This is a genomic window from Haloplanus salinarum, from assembly GCF_009762275.1.
In the GTDB taxonomy this organism is placed as follows: Archaea; Halobacteriota; Halobacteria; order Halobacteriales; family Haloferacaceae; genus Haloplanus; species Haloplanus salinarum.
Genome location: NZ_CP034345.1, coordinates 481,267 through 496,900, shown reverse-complemented (window position 1 = coordinate 496,900; position 15,634 = coordinate 481,267). Strand labels below are relative to the sequence as shown.

Below are 15,634 nucleotides of genomic sequence, written 5' to 3'. Positions count from 1 at the left end.
CCCAAAGGCTGCAGTTACCCCCGACCGATCGTTTGCAGCGTCTTTCAGGGAGGAAGTGATCCGTCACGTGCTACCAATTTATTAAATAGTTGTCGAGATACAGTCCGACTGGAAAAATCTCAGATGAGTTCCCGATGGATGACCAGGTCCAAACTAAGTGTGGACGGATGTCGCCCTCGTCGCCCGTGGGTCGGCCCCGTCGACGCCTGCAGAATTGGCGGTGATCGTGCCGGGGACGGTGTCGTCAACGATCCACGAACGGTGATCCAACGGCTGATGACATGCATCTCACACTGGAAGATCGATTCATGAGTGAATATCCCCGAACGCGAAGTAGCACCGGATCTCGGCCGAGCGGTCGTCGAAGTGCGACCGGGTCGGGAACGGTGACGCGAACGAGTCGTGGCGGTGATCCCTCGTGATGGAGCGAGTTCGTCGACTACTCGATTCGGCAGATGCCAGCGAAGAGGACGCCGAGAAGGGTGGGAGTCCGGAGTTCGTCCGCGAGTACAATCTGACCGAAGTCGACTGGCGGGAGTTCTGGGAGCGGATCTACATCGATGAACAGGATAAAGACAAGATCATCAACTACGGGCTGCTGGAACAGCAGTTGCAGGCCGCCGATTTCGAGCAGATGACACTCAGCCGTCACGGTGCCGTTCTCCTTTCCGGTCCGCCGGGAACGGGAAAGACGACGCTCGCGAAGGGAGCGGCGGACGAACTTGCGAGAAACCTCGATCGCGACCGTCTCGGTATCGAAGAGGTCATATTCAAGCAGATCGCGGTGCGTCACCTCTTCTCCAGCGACCACGGTGATAGCCCCAAACTGGTCGAGGAAGCCTTCGACGCGGTCGTGGCGGACGCCGAAGGCGGGAACGCATACCAGATCGTCCTACTCGACGAGGTCGAGTCGCTCTTTTCGAACCGGCAGGATCTCACCGAGACGGACCCCATGGACGCGATCCGGGCGGTCAACACGGCGCTGGACGCACTCGATACGGTGGCAGAGTTGAACAACGTGTACGTCATCGCGACGTCGAACCAGCCCAACGCCGTCGACAGCGCTTTTCTCGACCGAACGGACGAACAGATCTTCATCGGCAATCCGGCGCCCGAACACCGTCGCAGGATACTTGAGGACATCTTCGCCCGTCTGCGGGAGACGTTCGACACCCAACTCTCGGCGACGGGATCGGAGATGGACCGACTGGTCGAACTGTCCAGCGGGTTTTCCGGCCGGCGGATGCGAAAGAGCGTTTTATCGGCACTCGCGCGGAACCAGTCGACAGTAAAGGATCCGGGCGAACTCTCCGTCGGCCACCTGATCGAGGAGTTCGAGCACAAGAAGTCGATGCTACAAGACGCGGATAACGAGTACGTGCGACTGGGAGGGAACCCCGAGCAGAATCAGTGAACGCCCCAGAATGCGAACGGTGGAAGCCCGATACCACCGCGGCCGAGTGCGTGAAACACACTGCGCAAACGGGAAGTAGGGGCCGGTTCCTCGTGTCGGGCCAGTAAAAACTAAGTGATTGTACGATAACAAATCGCGCACACTTCGGGGAACCGAAGTTAGTGCGTCAAACAGGAGCGTGAGCAACGGATGTCTACGAAAACGAACGTCGACACGTCGACCGAAACTGGAACGTGTACACGAACGGCCGGTGCATGTGCCATCGGTGCAGGGGCGGCGGCGATTACCTGCAAGGCGATGGTACTCGGCTTCCTGGCGAGCGGGGCGGCACTCGTTGGCCTGAGCACGGTCAGTCCCGTCTGGTTGATGACCGGGGTTCTCGTCATCGGGGGGGCATTCGTCTGGAAAGGATTCCGGTGGGCCGGTCGGAGGCCGGCGCTACTTGGACTCGGTGCGCTGGCGACGATGTGGGCCGGCTACGTCGCTTCGGGGCTGTTCGTCACGTCAACGGCAATCGGGGGCTCTCGCGAGTTTCTCGGATCGCCCAAGTTCGGGATGTTCCCGGCCGGGGACATCCTGATAAATCCCTTGGGACTGGTGCCGGTGGCCCTTCTGTACATCACTGGGACGGTGCTGTTTTTCGGTGCAGTCTACGATTCGTATCTCCGGGAGTTCGATCTCGGGTCAACGAAGGGTGGCGTCGCAGCCGGCCTCGCCGGCGCCTCGGTCTGTGGTGGCTGTGGTGTGACCGGCCTCGCCGGTGCCGGCATGGTTCTGCTGACCGGATCGTCGGCAACCAACCAGACCAAATTCCTCGGCGCCGACGGCGTGATGCTGGTCGCCGTGCTCGGTATTCTGGCGTACACGCTCTACAGCCGCGCGTGGAAACAGACGGGCGTCGCCCTGCTGGGGCTGGTGGTCGCCTTCTTCATCACGGGAAGCCTGTACGGGTTCCCGGCGAACGGGGGACTACTCGGAATGGCCGGCATGTCGGTCCCCGCCACGCCGATCGGCGAGATGGTGGACACGCTATTCACGTGGACCGGCCTCGGACTCGCGTTCTTCGGCCTCGTCTGGGCCTACTACCCCGACATGGAGCCCGTGCCGCCGGAGTGGAAAGAGCGGGTCGCCCCAACTCGCGCAACAACGTAGCCTTTCTTCAACCAGTCGTCTGGATAGCCACGAGCGGCCTGCCGTCCCGAACTGGTACCCGAGCCGTTTGCCGACTCCGATGCGAACGAACGGTGGATATCGCCGGCCGCTTGCGCCGCGGAAGCGCGAAGCCGGCGGAACGTTTCTACGATCGGTATCGGTCGACGCGAACGCCCGCAAGCGTGGCCCGCGTCGAACAATATTCAAGTTTATATATCAAAATTAGTATCGGTCATACGAAGTGGCAAGGTTCGCCGATCCGAAGTTAGTGCGGAAACCCACACCAACGAGATATGCACGACAGGATTTCGGACGCAGCAGACTGGCAGACTGACCGACGACGCGTGCTGAAAACGATATCTGGGCTCGCGGTTACCGGAGGCATCGCTGGGTGTGCCGGTGGGGGCGGCGGAGGCGGAAGCGAAGGCGGGGGCGAAGGCGAGGGCGAGTCACCGGCGGCCACTGATACCCCGACTGCAACGACAATGCCGACACCGATCACGTTCGGGACGCCGAATGCAGCGGCGGCGGGTGTCAGTCCCCGAGTCGTTCGTGATCAGGGGCTGGTATCGGACGACGAGATAGATCTCAGCCTCGAATTCGGTCCACCGCCGGAACTGTTCACGAAGATCCAAGGACGGGCTATCGAGTCGTCGACCTTCCCCGTCATTTCGGGAGCCCGGCTCGCGCATCAGGGTGGGGACGTGCGTCTCCTCCAGCCCGTCGCCCGATCGTTCAATTCGATCATCGCCCGGAAAGGGGTCGGTCTGTCCAGCGTCGAGGATCTCAGGGAAACTACGCTGGGTTCGATGCCCAGAAATACGGCCCCGTTCACGCATTTCGCGCTATTGCTGGCGCTCGAGGGGATGGACCACGAGAACTTCGAGTTCCAGTTTGGTCCGCCACCGGTACTGTTCGGCCAGATGAAAAAGGGGGAACTCGACGCGATGATCGGCGTCGAGCCCTTTTCAACGAGGCTCCTCGCCACGGACGAGTATCGGGAGTTCTTCGTGTTCAACGACCGCTGGAACGAGCGACGGGGGACCGATATGCCGCTCGTCGAGGTGGCGACCTACCAGTCCACGATCGATCAAAAGCGGGCCGCGTTCGACACGTTCCTGACTGGCCTGCTCGAAGCGGGACAGTACATTCAGGACAACAAGCGGACGGTATTCGAGAGCTATACCGATATGCTGGGACTGCAGACCGACAGCCAAGTAGACTTAGCCATCGAGCGTATCTCCCCGATCTATCCGACGGAATTCGCGACCGAACTGCGCGAATCCGGGAAAGAGGTGGTGCGCCTGGCGGCTGAAGAGGGCCTGCTAGAGTCGGAGCCGGATGTCGACGAGTTGTTCGTCGATCCGCGATCCGGCTGACCGGAACGCGAGTCGATGTCCGGTCCCGAACCGAATCGTGACTCCGTGGGGCGACCCCCGGGGTGGCTCCGCGCACTGACGGCTCGATGGTCCACAGTCGCAACGCGGGGGCTTTCGGCCCTCGTCCTCCTCGGGCTCTGGTGGTTCGTGGCCCTCTTTTTCGAGCCGATCGTGTTTCCAGGTCCGTGGCCGGTGTTGCTGGAGACGGGACACATCATCCGTAACGAGCGGTTCGTCTTTCATCTGTCACGAACGCTGTTTCGGGTCGTCGGGGCGTTCGTCGTCGCGCTTCTGTTGTCCTCGTGCATCGGGATTCTCATGGGCGTGGACGAAACTGCCGAACGGTTCTTCGAAACGTTCGTCCTCGTGGGACTGACAGTCCCTGCGCTCGCCGTCTCCATCATCGTGTTGCTCGTGATGGGGTTCACCGAGGTCGCCGGCATCGTTGCCATCGTCATCGTCATCACCCCGCCGATGACCGAGAACGTCTGGGAAGGAACGAAGAATCTCGATGCCGAGTTGATCAAAATGGGTCAGGTGTTCGGTGCTACGCGGCGGATGATGCTCCGTGACGTCGTGCTCCCGCAACTCGCCCCGTACCTCCTCGCAGCAACCCGGTTCGGCTTGGGTATCGGCTGGAAAATCGCCGTCATCGTCGAGTGGATCGGCCTCGGAAACGGGATCGGACAGAAACTCCGCGACTCGTTCGACCTGTTTTCGCTGACGGGCGTCATGGCGTGGACGCTGTCGTTCGTTCTCGTGATGGCCGGGCTGGAGTTTCTGCTCATCAAACGGATCGAGGCCCACCTCACCCGCTGGCAACCCGACGAAATGAATCAGACGTCGCTGTTACAGAGTTAAGTCGGAACACCGAGTGCCTCCAAAATGCGGCGCTCGTGTTCGAGCGTCTCCTCGGATTGTGGCTCCCGTGGTTGGTCGCCCTCGATGTCGACCGTCTTCTCGATGACCGTCGGGGTGTCGGAAAGAACGACGACCCGGTCTGAGAAGTACGCGGCTTCGGCTATGTCGTGCGTGACGAGGACGGCGGTGAACCGTTCGTCGTCCCAGATATCAACGACGCGCTCCCGGAGCGCACGCGCCGTGAGTTCGTCGAGACTACTGAAGGGTTCGTCCATCAACAACACGTCGGGACCGACACAGAACGCGCGAGCGAAGTTCACACGTTGCCGCATTCCGCCGGACAGTGTGGGCGGATACTGATTAGCACTCTCGGAAAGCCCGACGAGCTCGAGCGCGGCACGGGTCTCCCGGTCGTGCGCCGCTTCGGGCACACCCAGACCACGGAGGGCGAACGCCAGATTCTGGCGCACCGTTCGCCAGTCGAGCAGGGTCGGCTCCTGAAACACGACGCCGATCTGGACATCGGATCGCGATGGAGTGATCTCGACCGTACCGGCGTCGGGAGCGATCCAGTCGGCGATGATGTTGAGTAGCGTGCTCTTGCCACACCCCGACGGGCCGACGATACTGAGAAACTCCCCGTCCCGGATGTCGAGGGAGATCCCGTCGAGGACGCGCAGGGATCCACCCTCCGTCGGGTACGATTTCTCGATGCCGTCCAGCCGGATCGGGTGTCGTCGTGTCATTGTGGGTCTCCTACGGGTAGCTGTCCGGTCCACTCGGGGACCGCTTACTCCGGGTTAGTGGGCACGCCGTCGCTGGTCGCCCACTCCAGCAGGGGTCGAAGGCGTTGCTCGAACGCCCGGCCATCGGCGGTGAGCGAGTACTCGACGTGTGGCGGGACGCGGTCGTAACTCCGCCGTTGGAGGAGGCCAACCTCCGTCAGTTCGCGCAGCCGGTTCGCGAGAACCGAGGAACTGTTCACATTGAGCACGTCGGCGATTTCCGAGTGGCGCTTGGGACCGTCGTTTGCGAGCAGACCGATGATCGCAAGCGTGTGTTTCCGACTCGCGACGTCCAGCAACTCGTCAATGGGGCAGTAGCAGGTCATCCCTGTCGAGACGTTCGGCGTACAGCACCCACACCCGTTTTCTGCCATACCCGAACGTACGGGACCCAGCTAAAAAGTGGATCGGCAACTCGACCTATCGTTCCGTCTGGAGACTGGGTTTCAGATCGAGGACCAGCGATCCGTCTACTGCGTCGAGACCGCCGACTTCGAGCCGTTGGCCGTCGACATCGTACACCGTACACACGCAGATACTCAGCGGGTTCGGCCGATCCGGAGAGCGGCGGGCGAAGGCTCCGGGCCCGTCCGACTCCGTTCCACTCGTCCGGTCAGCCAAGTGGGCCCAGTAGACGACCGTTATGCGAATCGCGTCGGCGATGCCAGCCAGCGCGTCGGCGTACTCGTCGAAAATCTCTATCTCGGCGTCGGCGTCGTCGGCGAACCCTTGGTGGGGCGCAGCATCCGGCGTGTCGTACGGCGTGTGTGCCACGCCGACCGGACGTAGTGTCAGGTCAACGTTGTCCATCGAGTTGGTGTTCGCTCACGACGAACAAAGGCACACCGGATGCCGGGGGCGCGGGAGGAAGTCGACCGGGCAACGTGGCGGGCTTCGGGATGACAAGGCGACCGCGAACGGTGCACTCCGGATCGGCCACGCCGCCGTTCGGAGCGGTAAGACGACGGTTACGAGTCCACGCCGCCATCTCGCACCGTCGCGGCCGCGACGCCGGCCTGTCCGTACGCGACCCCGCCATCACCCGGTGGGACGGCGTCGTTGTCCAGATACGCGAGGCCGGCGTCCCGGACCCGCTGACGGATGCGGCGACTGATCGCGTCGTTGTAGGCCACCCCGCCGGTAAATCCGACGGCGTCGATGCCGCGTTCGGCGGCAGCGTCGACGGCCAGGTCCGCCAAGCCGTCGGCCAGGATCCGCTGAGCGGTCGCGGCCACGTCCGTCGCGTGCGTGCCGTCCCGCCGCAGTTCCACGAGCAGTTCGGCCACCCGCGGCGTGTCGACGACCGGTCGGCCGTCGGCCGTCGTGTACGGCACCGTGACGTCGCGGGGTGTGCCGTCGGTCGCAGCCGCCTCCAGACGCATCGCGGGTTCGCCCTCGTACGTTCGCTCGTGACAGATGTCGGCGAGTGCGGCGACCGCGTCCAGAAACCGACCGGCGCTCGTCGTCACGGGCGTGTTGACGTCGGCCTCGAGTTGCTGTTCGATGACGCGCGGTTCGTCTGCGTTCGGGGGCGACCAGTCAAGAGCGTCGACGAGCGCCTGAATATCGACGCCTTCCCGGTCGTACAGGAGGCCGACGAGCGACCGGACGGGGAACTCGGTCGCCCGGTCCCCACCGGGCATCGGGACGGGAGCGAGCCCAGCCACCCGGTCCGCGTCGGTGAGGGTCGCGTCGAGCACTTCGCCCCCCCAGACGGTTCCGTCCGGCCCGTACCCGACGCCGTCGGCAGTGATACACACCGCGCGTGGACAGTCGTGTTCCATGAGCACGCTGGCGGCGTGAGCGTGATGATGCTGCACGGCGACGGTCCGGTCCGCGGTGCGGTCGGCCGCGTACTCCGTGGTTCGAAACGACGGGTGCGCGTCGTGGGCGGTGACCGACGGACGCTCGGTGCCGGTGAGCGCGAGCAAGTGGTCGATCGCCGCCTGCAGAAATCGGAACGTTTCGCGGTCGGTCACGGTCCCGACGTGCTGTGTGAGGTAACACTCGTCGCCGGAGAGTACGGCCGCGGTGACGTCTCGCTCCGGTCCAACGGCGAGCACGTCCGCGTCGTCGGCTGTCGGGGCTGCAACGGGCAGCGGGGCGTGGCCGCGCGACCGCCTGAGCAACGTCCGACTCCCACCGACGGCTCTGACGACCGAGTCGTCACACCGCTGCACGATCCGGCGAGTGTGGAGTAGCGACCCGTCCGCTACGTCCCACAACTGTTCGACAATCGCTCGATTCGAGGACTGCATCGGCAATCCGGGGCGGTTGGCCGACGTCACGACGATCGGGTCGTCGACGCGATCGAACAGGAGGTGGTGGACGCCGCTGTACGGCAGCATGACGCCGACGGTGTGGAGCCCGGGTGCGAGGTTCGACGCGAGGGCGTCCCCACGCTGGTCGAGAACGACGATGGGTCGGCGCGCGGATCGAAGCCACTCGCGTTCGGTCGACGAGGCGGACGCTACCGTCGCGACGTCGTCCATCGACGGGACCATGACCGCGAACGGTTTCGCCGGCCGCCCAGTTCGGTCTCGGAGCGTCGAGACGGCGTCCGGACGGGTTGCGTCGCAGGCGAGGTGCGCGCCGCCGATGCCTTTGACCGCGACGATTCCTCCCTCGTCGAGTGTCCGGGCCGCGGCGTCGAGCGACTGGCCGTCGCCCTCGACGAGTGACGACCGCTGCGGGAGCGGGTCGATGCCGGTCCGCTCGCCGACGGCTGGGGGGTCGACACTGCGGTCGTGTGGCTGAAAAGCCAACTGCGGCCCACAGGACGGGCAGGCGATGGCTTGGGCGTGGTACCGTCGATCCGAGGGAGAGGCGTACGCGTCGGCACAGTCCGAGCAGAGCGGGAACGCCGCCATCGACGTCGTCTCGCGGTCGTACGGCAACTCCTCGATCACGGTGAACCGGGGACCACAGTCCACGCAGGCCGTCGCCCAGTAGTCGTGAAACCGCGACGACGGATCCCGGATGTCGGCTAAACAGGCCTCACAGACGGCCGTGTCCGGAGGAACGGTGCCGCCACCGGCGCCTCGGTCTTCGGAGTCCACGATCGAGAACGACTCGTAGCTGTACTCGGTCACGGGTTCTGTATCGACGGTGACCCTTTCGACCGTCGCGAGCGGTGGGGGGTTCGTCTCGAGCTCTCGGAGGAAGGCGTCGATCCGGTCACCGGGGCCTTCGAGCGTCACGCTGACACCGGCGTCCCCGAGATTGCGCACGCAGCCCCGCAGTCCGAGATCGACTGCAGTGCGGTAGACGAACGGTCGGAATCCGACGCTCTGGACGACGCCGTCTACCTGTACGTGAGCGCGTTTCATCGCCGGAATCAGGGGACGCGAAGGTATAAATGAATGTGTGACTAGTTGTCAGCAACTATGTGTCTCGGAGTGCCCGGGCAGGTCACACAGGTCGACGGCCTCACTGCCGACGTCGACTTCTGGGGCGTCGAGAAGGAAGTCCGGCTGGACACGGTAGACGAACCGGTCGAACCTGGCGACTACATCCTCAACCACGTCGGGTTCGCGATCCGTCGAATTCCAGAGTCGGAGATCGACGAGACGCTGACGCTCTACGAATCGATGATGGGGGGCGGGCCGGACGACATGCTCCGGGAGGACCTCATCGACGAAGTCGAAGCGGCCGGTTCGACGCCGTCGACGTCGGGTGCGCCCCCGGGGGACGACGAAGCTGAGCCCGCCGACGCGGAGGACGCCGAAGACCTGCTCGAGGAACTCGATATCGATGTCTGATCGTGAGCCAGTTCCCGAGGGGCCGACCGGTGGCGTGGCAGGGCCGAGCGACGGCGAGAACGCCCTCGAGTTCCGTGACCCCGAGAAGGCGGACGCGCTGGCCCAGCGAGCCGAGGAACTCGTCGCGGACATCGACGCGGACGAGGTCAGCATCATGCACGTCTGTGGCAGCCACGAGCAGTCCATCGCCAAGTTCGGCCTCCGGAGTATGCTCCCCGACGGACTGGATCTCCGCATGGGGCCGGGCTGTCCGGTGTGTGTAACCGACATGCCGGAAGTCGACGAAGCGGTCGCACTGGCGAACGCCGGCCTCACCATCACGACCTACGGCGACATGCTCCACGTTCCCGGGACGGCCGCCTCGTTGAGCGACGCTCGGGCAGCGGGGGCGGACGTCCGGGTCGTCTACAGCGCCGCCGAAGCGGTCGACATTGCCGAGGAGACCGACGACGACGTCGTCTTCTTCGCGACGGGATTCGAGACGACCGCGGCGCCGACCGCGGCGATCGTCAGGGACGACCCGCCTGAGAACTTCTGGGTGCTGAGCGCCCACAAGTACGTCCCGCCTGCCATGGAGGTCGTGGCTGCGATGCCCGAAACCGACGTCGACGGGTTCCTCGCGGCCGGGAACGCGGCCACGATCACCGGCTGGGGGCTGTTCGAGGAACTCGTCGACGAGACCGACACGCCGATCACCGTGGGTGGGTTCGAGCCACTCGACATTCTCGCGGGCCTCGTCGTGCTGTTGCGAGACATCCGTGACGGGGAGGTGACGGTCCGAAACGCCTACCCGCGGTGTGTCACCGAACGGGGCAACGAACCCGCACAGAATCAGCTGTGGGACGTCTTCACGACCGAGAGCGGCGAGTGGCGCGGGATCGCACACATCCCCGACGCCAATCTCGTCCTCCAAGACGAGTACGCGCACGTGAACGCACGCGAGCAGTTCGAGATAGACACCGCGTCGCTCGCTGCGAGCGACTCGTCGCTCGTTGACGACTGTATCTGCGGCGATATCATGGCCGGGCGCGCCGACCCGACGGACTGTGATATGTTCGGCGAGGAGTGTACTCCCGAAGACCCCGTCGGTGCGTGTATGGTTTCGAGCGAAGGGACCTGTAAGATCTGGCACGAGTACGGTGGGCGCCCCGATCTATGACCGACGAGGAGTTCGACTCCGACGCGGTCGTAACGCTCGAACAGGGGGCCGGCGGCAAGGCGATGCGCGACTTGGTTTCGGAGGTGCTCACCGCCGGTCTCCCCGACGACTCTCTCGACATCGGACGCGAGGCGATGGACGACGGCGCAGTCGTGCCGATCGGCGATCGAAACGTGGTCTTCACGACGGACAGTCACGTCGTCCACCCGCCGTTTTTTCCCGGCGGGGACATCGGCCGACTCGCCGTCTCGGGGACCGTCAACGACCTCGCAGTCATGGGTGCGACGGACGTCCGAGCGCTCTCGAGTGCCGTCGTCGTCGAGGCCGGCTACGCCGAATCGGACCTCGAACGGATCGCGGACTCGATGGCGCGGACGTGCCGCGAGGCCGACGCCGCAATCGTCACCGGGGACACCAAAGTGATGGGCCACGGTGACCTCGACGGCATCGTCGTCAACACGACCGGTGTCGGCGTGGCCGACCACGTCGTCGGCGACGACGGCCTCTCCCCGGACGACGTGCTCGTGAGTACCGGTGAGGTCGGGCGCCACGGCGTCGCACTACTCGCGGAGCGTGAAGGGATCGACTTCGGGACGACGGTGGAGTCGGACGTACGGCCGATAAACGGCGTGGTCGACCGTGCGTTGTCGGTCGCTGGGGCGGACATCACGGCGATGAAAGATCCGACGCGGATGGGATTGGCCGGCGCCGCGAGCGAGATGGCGACCAAAGGCGGCGTCGGGATCGAACTCAGACAGGACCGGATTCCCGTCCCCTCGGACGTGAAGGGGGCCAGCGAAATGCTCGGCCTGAACCCGCTTCAGATCGCAAACGAGGGGATCGCACTCCTCGGCGTCAGACCGACGGCGGCGGCGGACGTGCTCGCGGCGCTTCGCTCGCATCCCGACGGCCAAGACGCCGCAGCCATCGGGAAAGCCATCGACGACGAACACGGGCGCGTCCTCCTCGATACGGGTCTGGGGACGCGGTACTTGCGCGAACCGGCGACCGAACCAGCACCACGAATCTGCTGAGACGGGTCGACGTAACTGTTCACCGGCCGTTCGACAGGACGGGCCAGCGAACCGCCGGTGACGTACACCACCCCGGACGATCCGTTCACCTCCGGGGAATATTTTTTATCATGGTAATGCGATGACACAGCTAATGAAGGTAGCTGTCTCCGGCAAAGGTGGTTCCGGAAAAACGACGATCTCCGGGACGCTCGCGCGTGCCTGTGCATCGAAGGGGTACGAGGTACTCGCTATCGACGACGACGAGAATCCGAACCTCTCGCTGACCGTCGGCGTGCCACGCGAACAGTCGGTTCCCCCGGTCCCCAACGATCTACTCGAACGCGTCGAGTTACCGAGTGGGGAGACGGAACTGGAGCTGAGCAAATCCCCCGAGGAGATCATCGAGCAGCACGGGACGGAGGCGCCGGAGGGAATTCAACTCCTCAAGATGGGCGAGGTCGATCACGCCGGAAGCGGATGCATGTGCCGGGCCCACTCCACTGCGCGGGAAGTGCTCTCGGGGGTCGTCGAGACCCGCGACGAAGTGACCGTCATGGATATGGTCGCCGGGGTCGAGCATCTCGGACGCGGGACGACCAAGGACGTAGACACCCTGCTCGTCGTCGTCGAGCCGTATTACAAGTCGCTGGAGACGGGGCGACGTACCCGCGATCTGGCGGCGGAACTCGGTATCCCCGAGGTGAACGTCGTCGCGAACAAAGTCCGTGACGACGACGATCGGGCGGCGATCGAGGAGTTCTGCGACAACAACGACCTCACGATCACGTCGGTCGTGCCGTACGACGATGCAGTGAGACGGGCCGATCAGGAGGGGACCGCTCCATACGATTACGATCCGAGCGCGCCGGCCGTCACCGCGGTCGAAAACCTGGCCGACGACCTCCTGTCGGCACACGACTGAGAGGGGGGATTGGCAGTCAGTACCGGTCGTTCGCCGAGACGGTCGGCGAACCACCGGCAAACAGTTACAGTAATCCGTATCATGGGCGAGCCGAGACGACTGCTCGTCCGTCGAGTCGGAACGAGAGTGCACAGGGTGCGAACGACAGGAGCGTATCGACACACCGTCCGTAACGCATGTCCCCCGAGGGATCGACCGACATGACGCTCGTGTTCCGGGCTGCCGCACTGGCGGAGCTATCGGACCCGCCCGCGGCGGTGGAGGACGCGAACCGCTGGACCAGGTACGTCGGTATCGTCGCCGACGAATCACCGACGGCGCTCCTCGCTGAGCTGGACCGTCGAGACGTGGCGGTCGACTTCGTCGGCGAGGATCCGATCGCCGACCTCGCGAGCGTTCGCCAGCGATTTCCGACGGAGCGTCACGTCTTCGTCGGCCGATCGGACGAGGACCGACGCACCGCACGGTCGCTCGGCTTGGAGTTCCTTCCGCTCAGCGAGGCGGCTGAAAAGGCCGGATGGGCGCGTCACTCCAAGGAGTAGTCCCGTTCGAGACACTCGAGCACCCGGTCGAGGAGGTCGTCGAAGCGATCGGCGACCGACGGACTGAATTCGTCGACGGTGAGCCCCCACGAATCGTACTCCGGTTCGATATCGATGACGGTCGAATCGGCGGGGAATTCGCCGAGCGCCTTCGTCGTGATCACGACGTTTTCGACGGTGTTACTACCCATCGCACACTCCGCAAGCCGGTCGACGATGTCGCTCTCCGGGACCGGCACGTCGGCCGTCGGATACGTGTGTATCCGACCAGGATCGGCGGATGGAGTGCCGGTGTTCAGTCCATCACCCCGCTTGCGGGCACCGACGACCACGACGGTGTCGTACTCGCCCACCGTGATCGTCTGGTACGCCGCGATCGGCGTGTGGCTACAGTCCGCGACGGCGACGTCGGGGAGTTGGCACTTCCCGAGTCGGTCCGCGACGACGTTGCCGACCGCCAGATCGCTCAGGTACGGGTAGCCGACGCCGACGACCAGCTGGGACGCGCTCCGATCGCCAGCGATCAGGCCGGCCGTCGTTCCGTACGACCGACCCTTGCTGTGACCGTGGCCGCTACCCGGACGAGGCTGGTCGCTGACTGTCTGGCCGCGTTCCGCGGCCGACTGTGGATCGAGCGACCCGGATCCATCGCTGTCACGCATGTCTTCAGTCGTCGGCGAGCATCTCTCTCAGCGTGACCTCGGCCGGTTTGTCGTCCGAGCCGGTCGAACAGCCACAGGTCGTCATCGTCACGTTCTCGCTGATGACGTCGTCCCCGCCGGCCGTGTACATATGGACTGTACAGGGCATACACGGATCGAAACTCCGGACGCCGCGAAGGATATCGATCGCCGAGAAGTCCTCCTCTCCGTCGAAGTCCTCGAGGATCGGGGTGTTCATCGCCCCGACTTCGAAGGGGCCGGACTGTCCGAACGGACCGGTCGGCGACGAGTTCCACGTACTCGGCGTAACGATCTGGTAGTTATCGATGAGACCGTCTTCGAGGGTGAGGTGGTGAGTGAGGAACCCACGGCCGGCCTCCCAGAATCCCACCCCTCGCTGGGTGCCGCGCTTCGGGATCGAGAACTCGTTGTGAACGGCGTCCTCGCCCTGTTTCAACAATTCGAGGGACTCGATGAAGCCCGTATAACACACGAGCGCGTGGTGGGCCAGCGCGTAGGCTTTTCCGCGGAGTCGCTCGGCGGCGTTGAGGCGGTCCGGAACGTCCCACCGAAGCGTCATCTCTTCGAGTTCCGCCTCCGGCAGGTCGAACTCGATGCCATCGCCGGTTGGTCGGATGAAGGGATTGTCGACCTCCTCGGCGAGAGCGGTGATCCACAGACGGGCGTGGGGACAGCACTCCATCGTGTGGCGGTCCCAGCGCGGCGCCGTGCCCCACGTGTACCGTTCCCGCCAAGACTTCCCGTCCGGTTTCGGCCGCGTTTCTTTGTTCCACGGGTGGTACGGACTGAGCGGATCGCCGGCTGGTGACGTTTCGAACGGGACTGCCTCGTCTGTCCAGTCCTCGTAGTAGGCGTGGTCGACGAACTCTTCCATCCCCATGTCGAGTTCCGTCAGGTTGGTCGTCACCAGCTCGCCGTCGACGATGACTCCCGGCGTCGCGAGTCGAGCGTTCCCCCACTCGTCGGCATCTTCGTACCGGGCGTTGTAGACGTCTGGATCGTCGTAGACGCCGGTTCCGATCATGTTTTTCGGATGTTCGCCGACGTGCTCGAATCCGGACTGCTCTTCGAGCATGAAGTCCATGAGGTCGTCCCACAGGTAGGCCACCTGCTTCGCCCAGTCGAACATATCGTCTAAGCGGGTGTAGAACTGCGTGAACGAGGACCGCGAGAGGGTCGTCGTCACGCCACCTGGAGCGATAGTCGACGGATGTGGATACTTGCCGAGCATGAGCGACGCCATCTGGCGGGCGTCGCGTGTCTTCTCGAGTGCCGAGAGATACAGGTCGCCTTCCAGTGGATTCAATCCCTCCATAATCTCGCCGACCGTCTCGTAGCCGTGAATATCGGCGTGGGGCGCCGCCGTCTCGCGGGCCGTCGCGAGCAGATCGGGGTTCGTATCCGCCATCATCGCCGCCGAGTAGTCCGGTCCCGCCAACAGGTGCAGGTGGAGGGAGTTGTCGTAGAGGAAAGCGGCGGCTTGCCCCATGTTCCGTGCCCAGACCCCCATCGGCGGCGGTTCGACTGGCAGCGCCATCTCGAGTGCCATGGACGAACAGATGGAGTGGACGGCCCCACACACCCCGCACGCTCGACTCGAGAGGTCGATGGCATCACGGGGGTCGCGGCCCTCGAGAATGATCTCGTAGCCCCGGAACAGCGTCGCCTGTGCGTGTGCCTCGCGAACGGTCCGCTCCTCCAAGTCGACGTTGGCGTGGAACGCGAGTGAGCCGGCGACCCGCGTCACGGGGTCGATGTCGATGTCGTGGAGTTGTTGGTCGCGCTCCGGATCGGCTTCGCTCAACCCGGCACCGTCGGGGTGAACCGCGGCGTCGTCGCCGGTCATGTCGGCGACCCGGTCGGCCGTCGAGCGGTGTGTTTCGTCGACGCGGAACGTGCCGCCGTCGACCGTTCGGTATGATCCGTCGTCGGCCCGCGTTATCGGCAAATTCTCGAACAT

At 64.4% G+C, this 15,634-nt stretch carries 15 protein-coding genes; 9 read left to right on the top strand and 6 right to left on the bottom strand.

Annotation, left to right across the window (positions count from 1 at the left end; translation table 11 throughout):
- The first annotated feature begins 421 nt into the window (after positions 1-421).
- The 4 genes from EI982_RS03755 to EI982_RS03740 all read left to right on the top strand — a co-directional run bounded on the left by EI982_RS03755 (position 422) and on the right by EI982_RS03740 (position 4,806).
- Complete coding sequence (locus EI982_RS03755; protein ID WP_157688206.1) at positions 422-1,414, top strand: AAA family ATPase; 993 nt, start codon at positions 422-424, stop codon at positions 1,412-1,414.
- 189 nt (positions 1,415-1,603) lie between these two features.
- Positions 1,604-2,566, top strand: coding sequence for a hypothetical protein (locus tag EI982_RS03750; protein ID WP_157688205.1), 963 nt, complete (start codon positions 1,604-1,606; stop codon positions 2,564-2,566).
- A 293-nt stretch (positions 2,567-2,859) separates the two neighbouring features.
- Positions 2,860-3,945, top strand: a complete 1,086-nt coding sequence (locus EI982_RS03745) for an ABC transporter substrate-binding protein (protein ID WP_157688204.1) — start codon at positions 2,860-2,862, stop codon at positions 3,943-3,945.
- 15 nt (positions 3,946-3,960) lie between these two features.
- Positions 3,961-4,806 carry an ABC transporter permease gene (locus tag EI982_RS03740; protein ID WP_157688203.1) on the top strand — a complete coding sequence of 282 codons (846 nt, stop codon included), beginning with the start codon at positions 3,961-3,963 and terminating at the stop codon, positions 4,804-4,806.
- On the opposite strand, the gene EI982_RS03735 is transcribed toward EI982_RS03740, so the two are convergent.
- The 4 genes from EI982_RS03735 to hypF form a co-directional block, all read right to left on the bottom strand.
- Complete coding sequence (locus EI982_RS03735; protein WP_157688202.1) at positions 4,803-5,552, bottom strand: ABC transporter ATP-binding protein; 750 nt, start codon at positions 5,550-5,552, stop codon at positions 4,803-4,805. The genes EI982_RS03740 and EI982_RS03735 overlap by 4 nt on opposite strands.
- A gap of 44 nt (positions 5,553-5,596) precedes the next feature.
- On the bottom strand, positions 5,597-5,965 hold the full coding sequence (locus EI982_RS03730; RefSeq protein WP_157688201.1) for a winged helix-turn-helix transcriptional regulator: 369 nt from the start codon (positions 5,963-5,965) through the stop codon (positions 5,597-5,599).
- 46 nt (positions 5,966-6,011) lie between these two features.
- Positions 6,012-6,401: a tRNA (N6-threonylcarbamoyladenosine(37)-N6)-methyltransferase TrmO gene (tsaA, locus tag EI982_RS03725; protein WP_199243721.1), complete on the bottom strand. Its 390-nt coding sequence runs from the start codon at positions 6,399-6,401 to the stop codon at positions 6,012-6,014.
- 158 nt (positions 6,402-6,559) lie between these two features.
- Complete coding sequence (hypF, locus tag EI982_RS03720) at positions 6,560-8,920, bottom strand: carbamoyltransferase HypF (RefSeq protein ID WP_157688200.1); 2,361 nt, start codon at positions 8,918-8,920, stop codon at positions 6,560-6,562.
- A gap of 57 nt (positions 8,921-8,977) precedes the next feature.
- Here hypF and EI982_RS03715 point away from each other — a divergent pair, with 57 nt between their 5' ends.
- The 5 genes from EI982_RS03715 (at position 8,978) to EI982_RS03695 (ending at position 12,991) form a co-directional block, all read left to right on the top strand.
- Positions 8,978-9,352 (top strand): HypC/HybG/HupF family hydrogenase formation chaperone, encoded by a 375-nt coding sequence (locus EI982_RS03715; RefSeq protein WP_157688199.1) that lies wholly within the window; start codon positions 8,978-8,980, stop codon positions 9,350-9,352.
- Entirely contained in the window at positions 9,345-10,511 is a 1,167-nt protein-coding gene (gene hypD, locus EI982_RS03710) for a hydrogenase formation protein HypD (protein ID WP_157688198.1), read from the top strand. Before EI982_RS03715 ends, hypD begins: the two co-directional genes overlap by 8 nt.
- Positions 10,508-11,545: a hydrogenase expression/formation protein HypE gene (gene hypE / locus EI982_RS03705; protein WP_157688197.1), complete on the top strand. Its 1,038-nt coding sequence runs from the start codon at positions 10,508-10,510 to the stop codon at positions 11,543-11,545. Before hypD ends, hypE begins: the two co-directional genes overlap by 4 nt.
- A 133-nt stretch (positions 11,546-11,678) precedes the next feature.
- A complete protein-coding gene (locus EI982_RS03700; protein ID WP_157688196.1) occupies positions 11,679-12,449 on the top strand; it encodes an ATP-binding protein in 771 nt (256 codons plus the stop codon).
- Between the two features lie 200 nt (positions 12,450-12,649).
- The gene (locus EI982_RS03695) at positions 12,650-12,991 is read left to right on the top strand and encodes a DUF7124 domain-containing protein (protein ID WP_157688195.1); all 342 of its coding nucleotides are present in this window, start codon (positions 12,650-12,652) and stop codon (positions 12,989-12,991) included.
- On the opposite strand, the gene EI982_RS03690 is transcribed toward EI982_RS03695, so the two are convergent.
- Together EI982_RS03690 and EI982_RS03685 are read right to left on the bottom strand one after the other, a co-directional pair.
- Positions 12,976-13,653 (bottom strand): hydrogenase maturation protease, encoded by a 678-nt coding sequence (locus tag EI982_RS03690; RefSeq protein ID WP_157688194.1) that lies wholly within the window; start codon positions 13,651-13,653, stop codon positions 12,976-12,978. The two genes, EI982_RS03695 and EI982_RS03690, sit on opposite strands and share 16 nt — an antisense overlap.
- A gap of 4 nt (positions 13,654-13,657) precedes the next feature.
- Complete coding sequence (locus EI982_RS03685; RefSeq protein ID WP_199243720.1) at positions 13,658-15,634, bottom strand: nickel-dependent hydrogenase large subunit; 1,977 nt, start codon at positions 15,632-15,634, stop codon at positions 13,658-13,660.

Excerpts from the sequence above, each read along its gene's own strand:
- EI982_RS03755 (WP_157688206.1), top strand. The coding sequence starts at position 422 with ATGGAGCGAGTTCGTCGACTACTCGATTCGGCAGATGCCAGCGAAGAG.
- EI982_RS03750 (WP_157688205.1), top strand. The coding sequence starts at position 1,604 with ATGTCTACGAAAACGAACGTCGACACGTCGACCGAAACTGGAACGTGT.
- EI982_RS03745 (WP_157688204.1), top strand. The coding sequence starts at position 2,860 with ATGCACGACAGGATTTCGGACGCAGCAGACTGGCAGACTGACCGACGA.
- EI982_RS03740 (WP_157688203.1), top strand. The coding sequence starts at position 3,961 with ATGTCCGGTCCCGAACCGAATCGTGACTCCGTGGGGCGACCCCCGGGG.
- EI982_RS03735 (WP_157688202.1), bottom strand. The coding sequence starts at position 5,552 with ATGACACGACGACACCCGATCCGGCTGGACGGCATCGAGAAATCGTAC.
- EI982_RS03730 (WP_157688201.1), bottom strand. The coding sequence starts at position 5,965 with ATGGCAGAAAACGGGTGTGGGTGCTGTACGCCGAACGTCTCGACAGGG.
- tsaA (WP_199243721.1), bottom strand. The coding sequence starts at position 6,401 with ATGGACAACGTTGACCTGACACTACGTCCGGTCGGCGTGGCACACACG.
- hypF (WP_157688200.1), bottom strand. The coding sequence starts at position 8,920 with ATGAAACGCGCTCACGTACAGGTAGACGGCGTCGTCCAGAGCGTCGGA.
- EI982_RS03715 (WP_157688199.1), top strand. The coding sequence starts at position 8,978 with ATGTGTCTCGGAGTGCCCGGGCAGGTCACACAGGTCGACGGCCTCACT.
- hypD (WP_157688198.1), top strand. The coding sequence starts at position 9,345 with ATGTCTGATCGTGAGCCAGTTCCCGAGGGGCCGACCGGTGGCGTGGCA.
- hypE (WP_157688197.1), top strand. The coding sequence starts at position 10,508 with ATGACCGACGAGGAGTTCGACTCCGACGCGGTCGTAACGCTCGAACAG.
- EI982_RS03700 (WP_157688196.1), top strand. The coding sequence starts at position 11,679 with ATGAAGGTAGCTGTCTCCGGCAAAGGTGGTTCCGGAAAAACGACGATC.
- EI982_RS03695 (WP_157688195.1), top strand. The coding sequence starts at position 12,650 with ATGACGCTCGTGTTCCGGGCTGCCGCACTGGCGGAGCTATCGGACCCG.
- EI982_RS03690 (WP_157688194.1), bottom strand. The coding sequence starts at position 13,653 with ATGCGTGACAGCGATGGATCCGGGTCGCTCGATCCACAGTCGGCCGCG.
- EI982_RS03685 (WP_199243720.1), bottom strand. The coding sequence starts at position 15,634 with ATGTTCGAGAATTTGCCGATAACGCGGGCCGACGACGGATCATACCGA.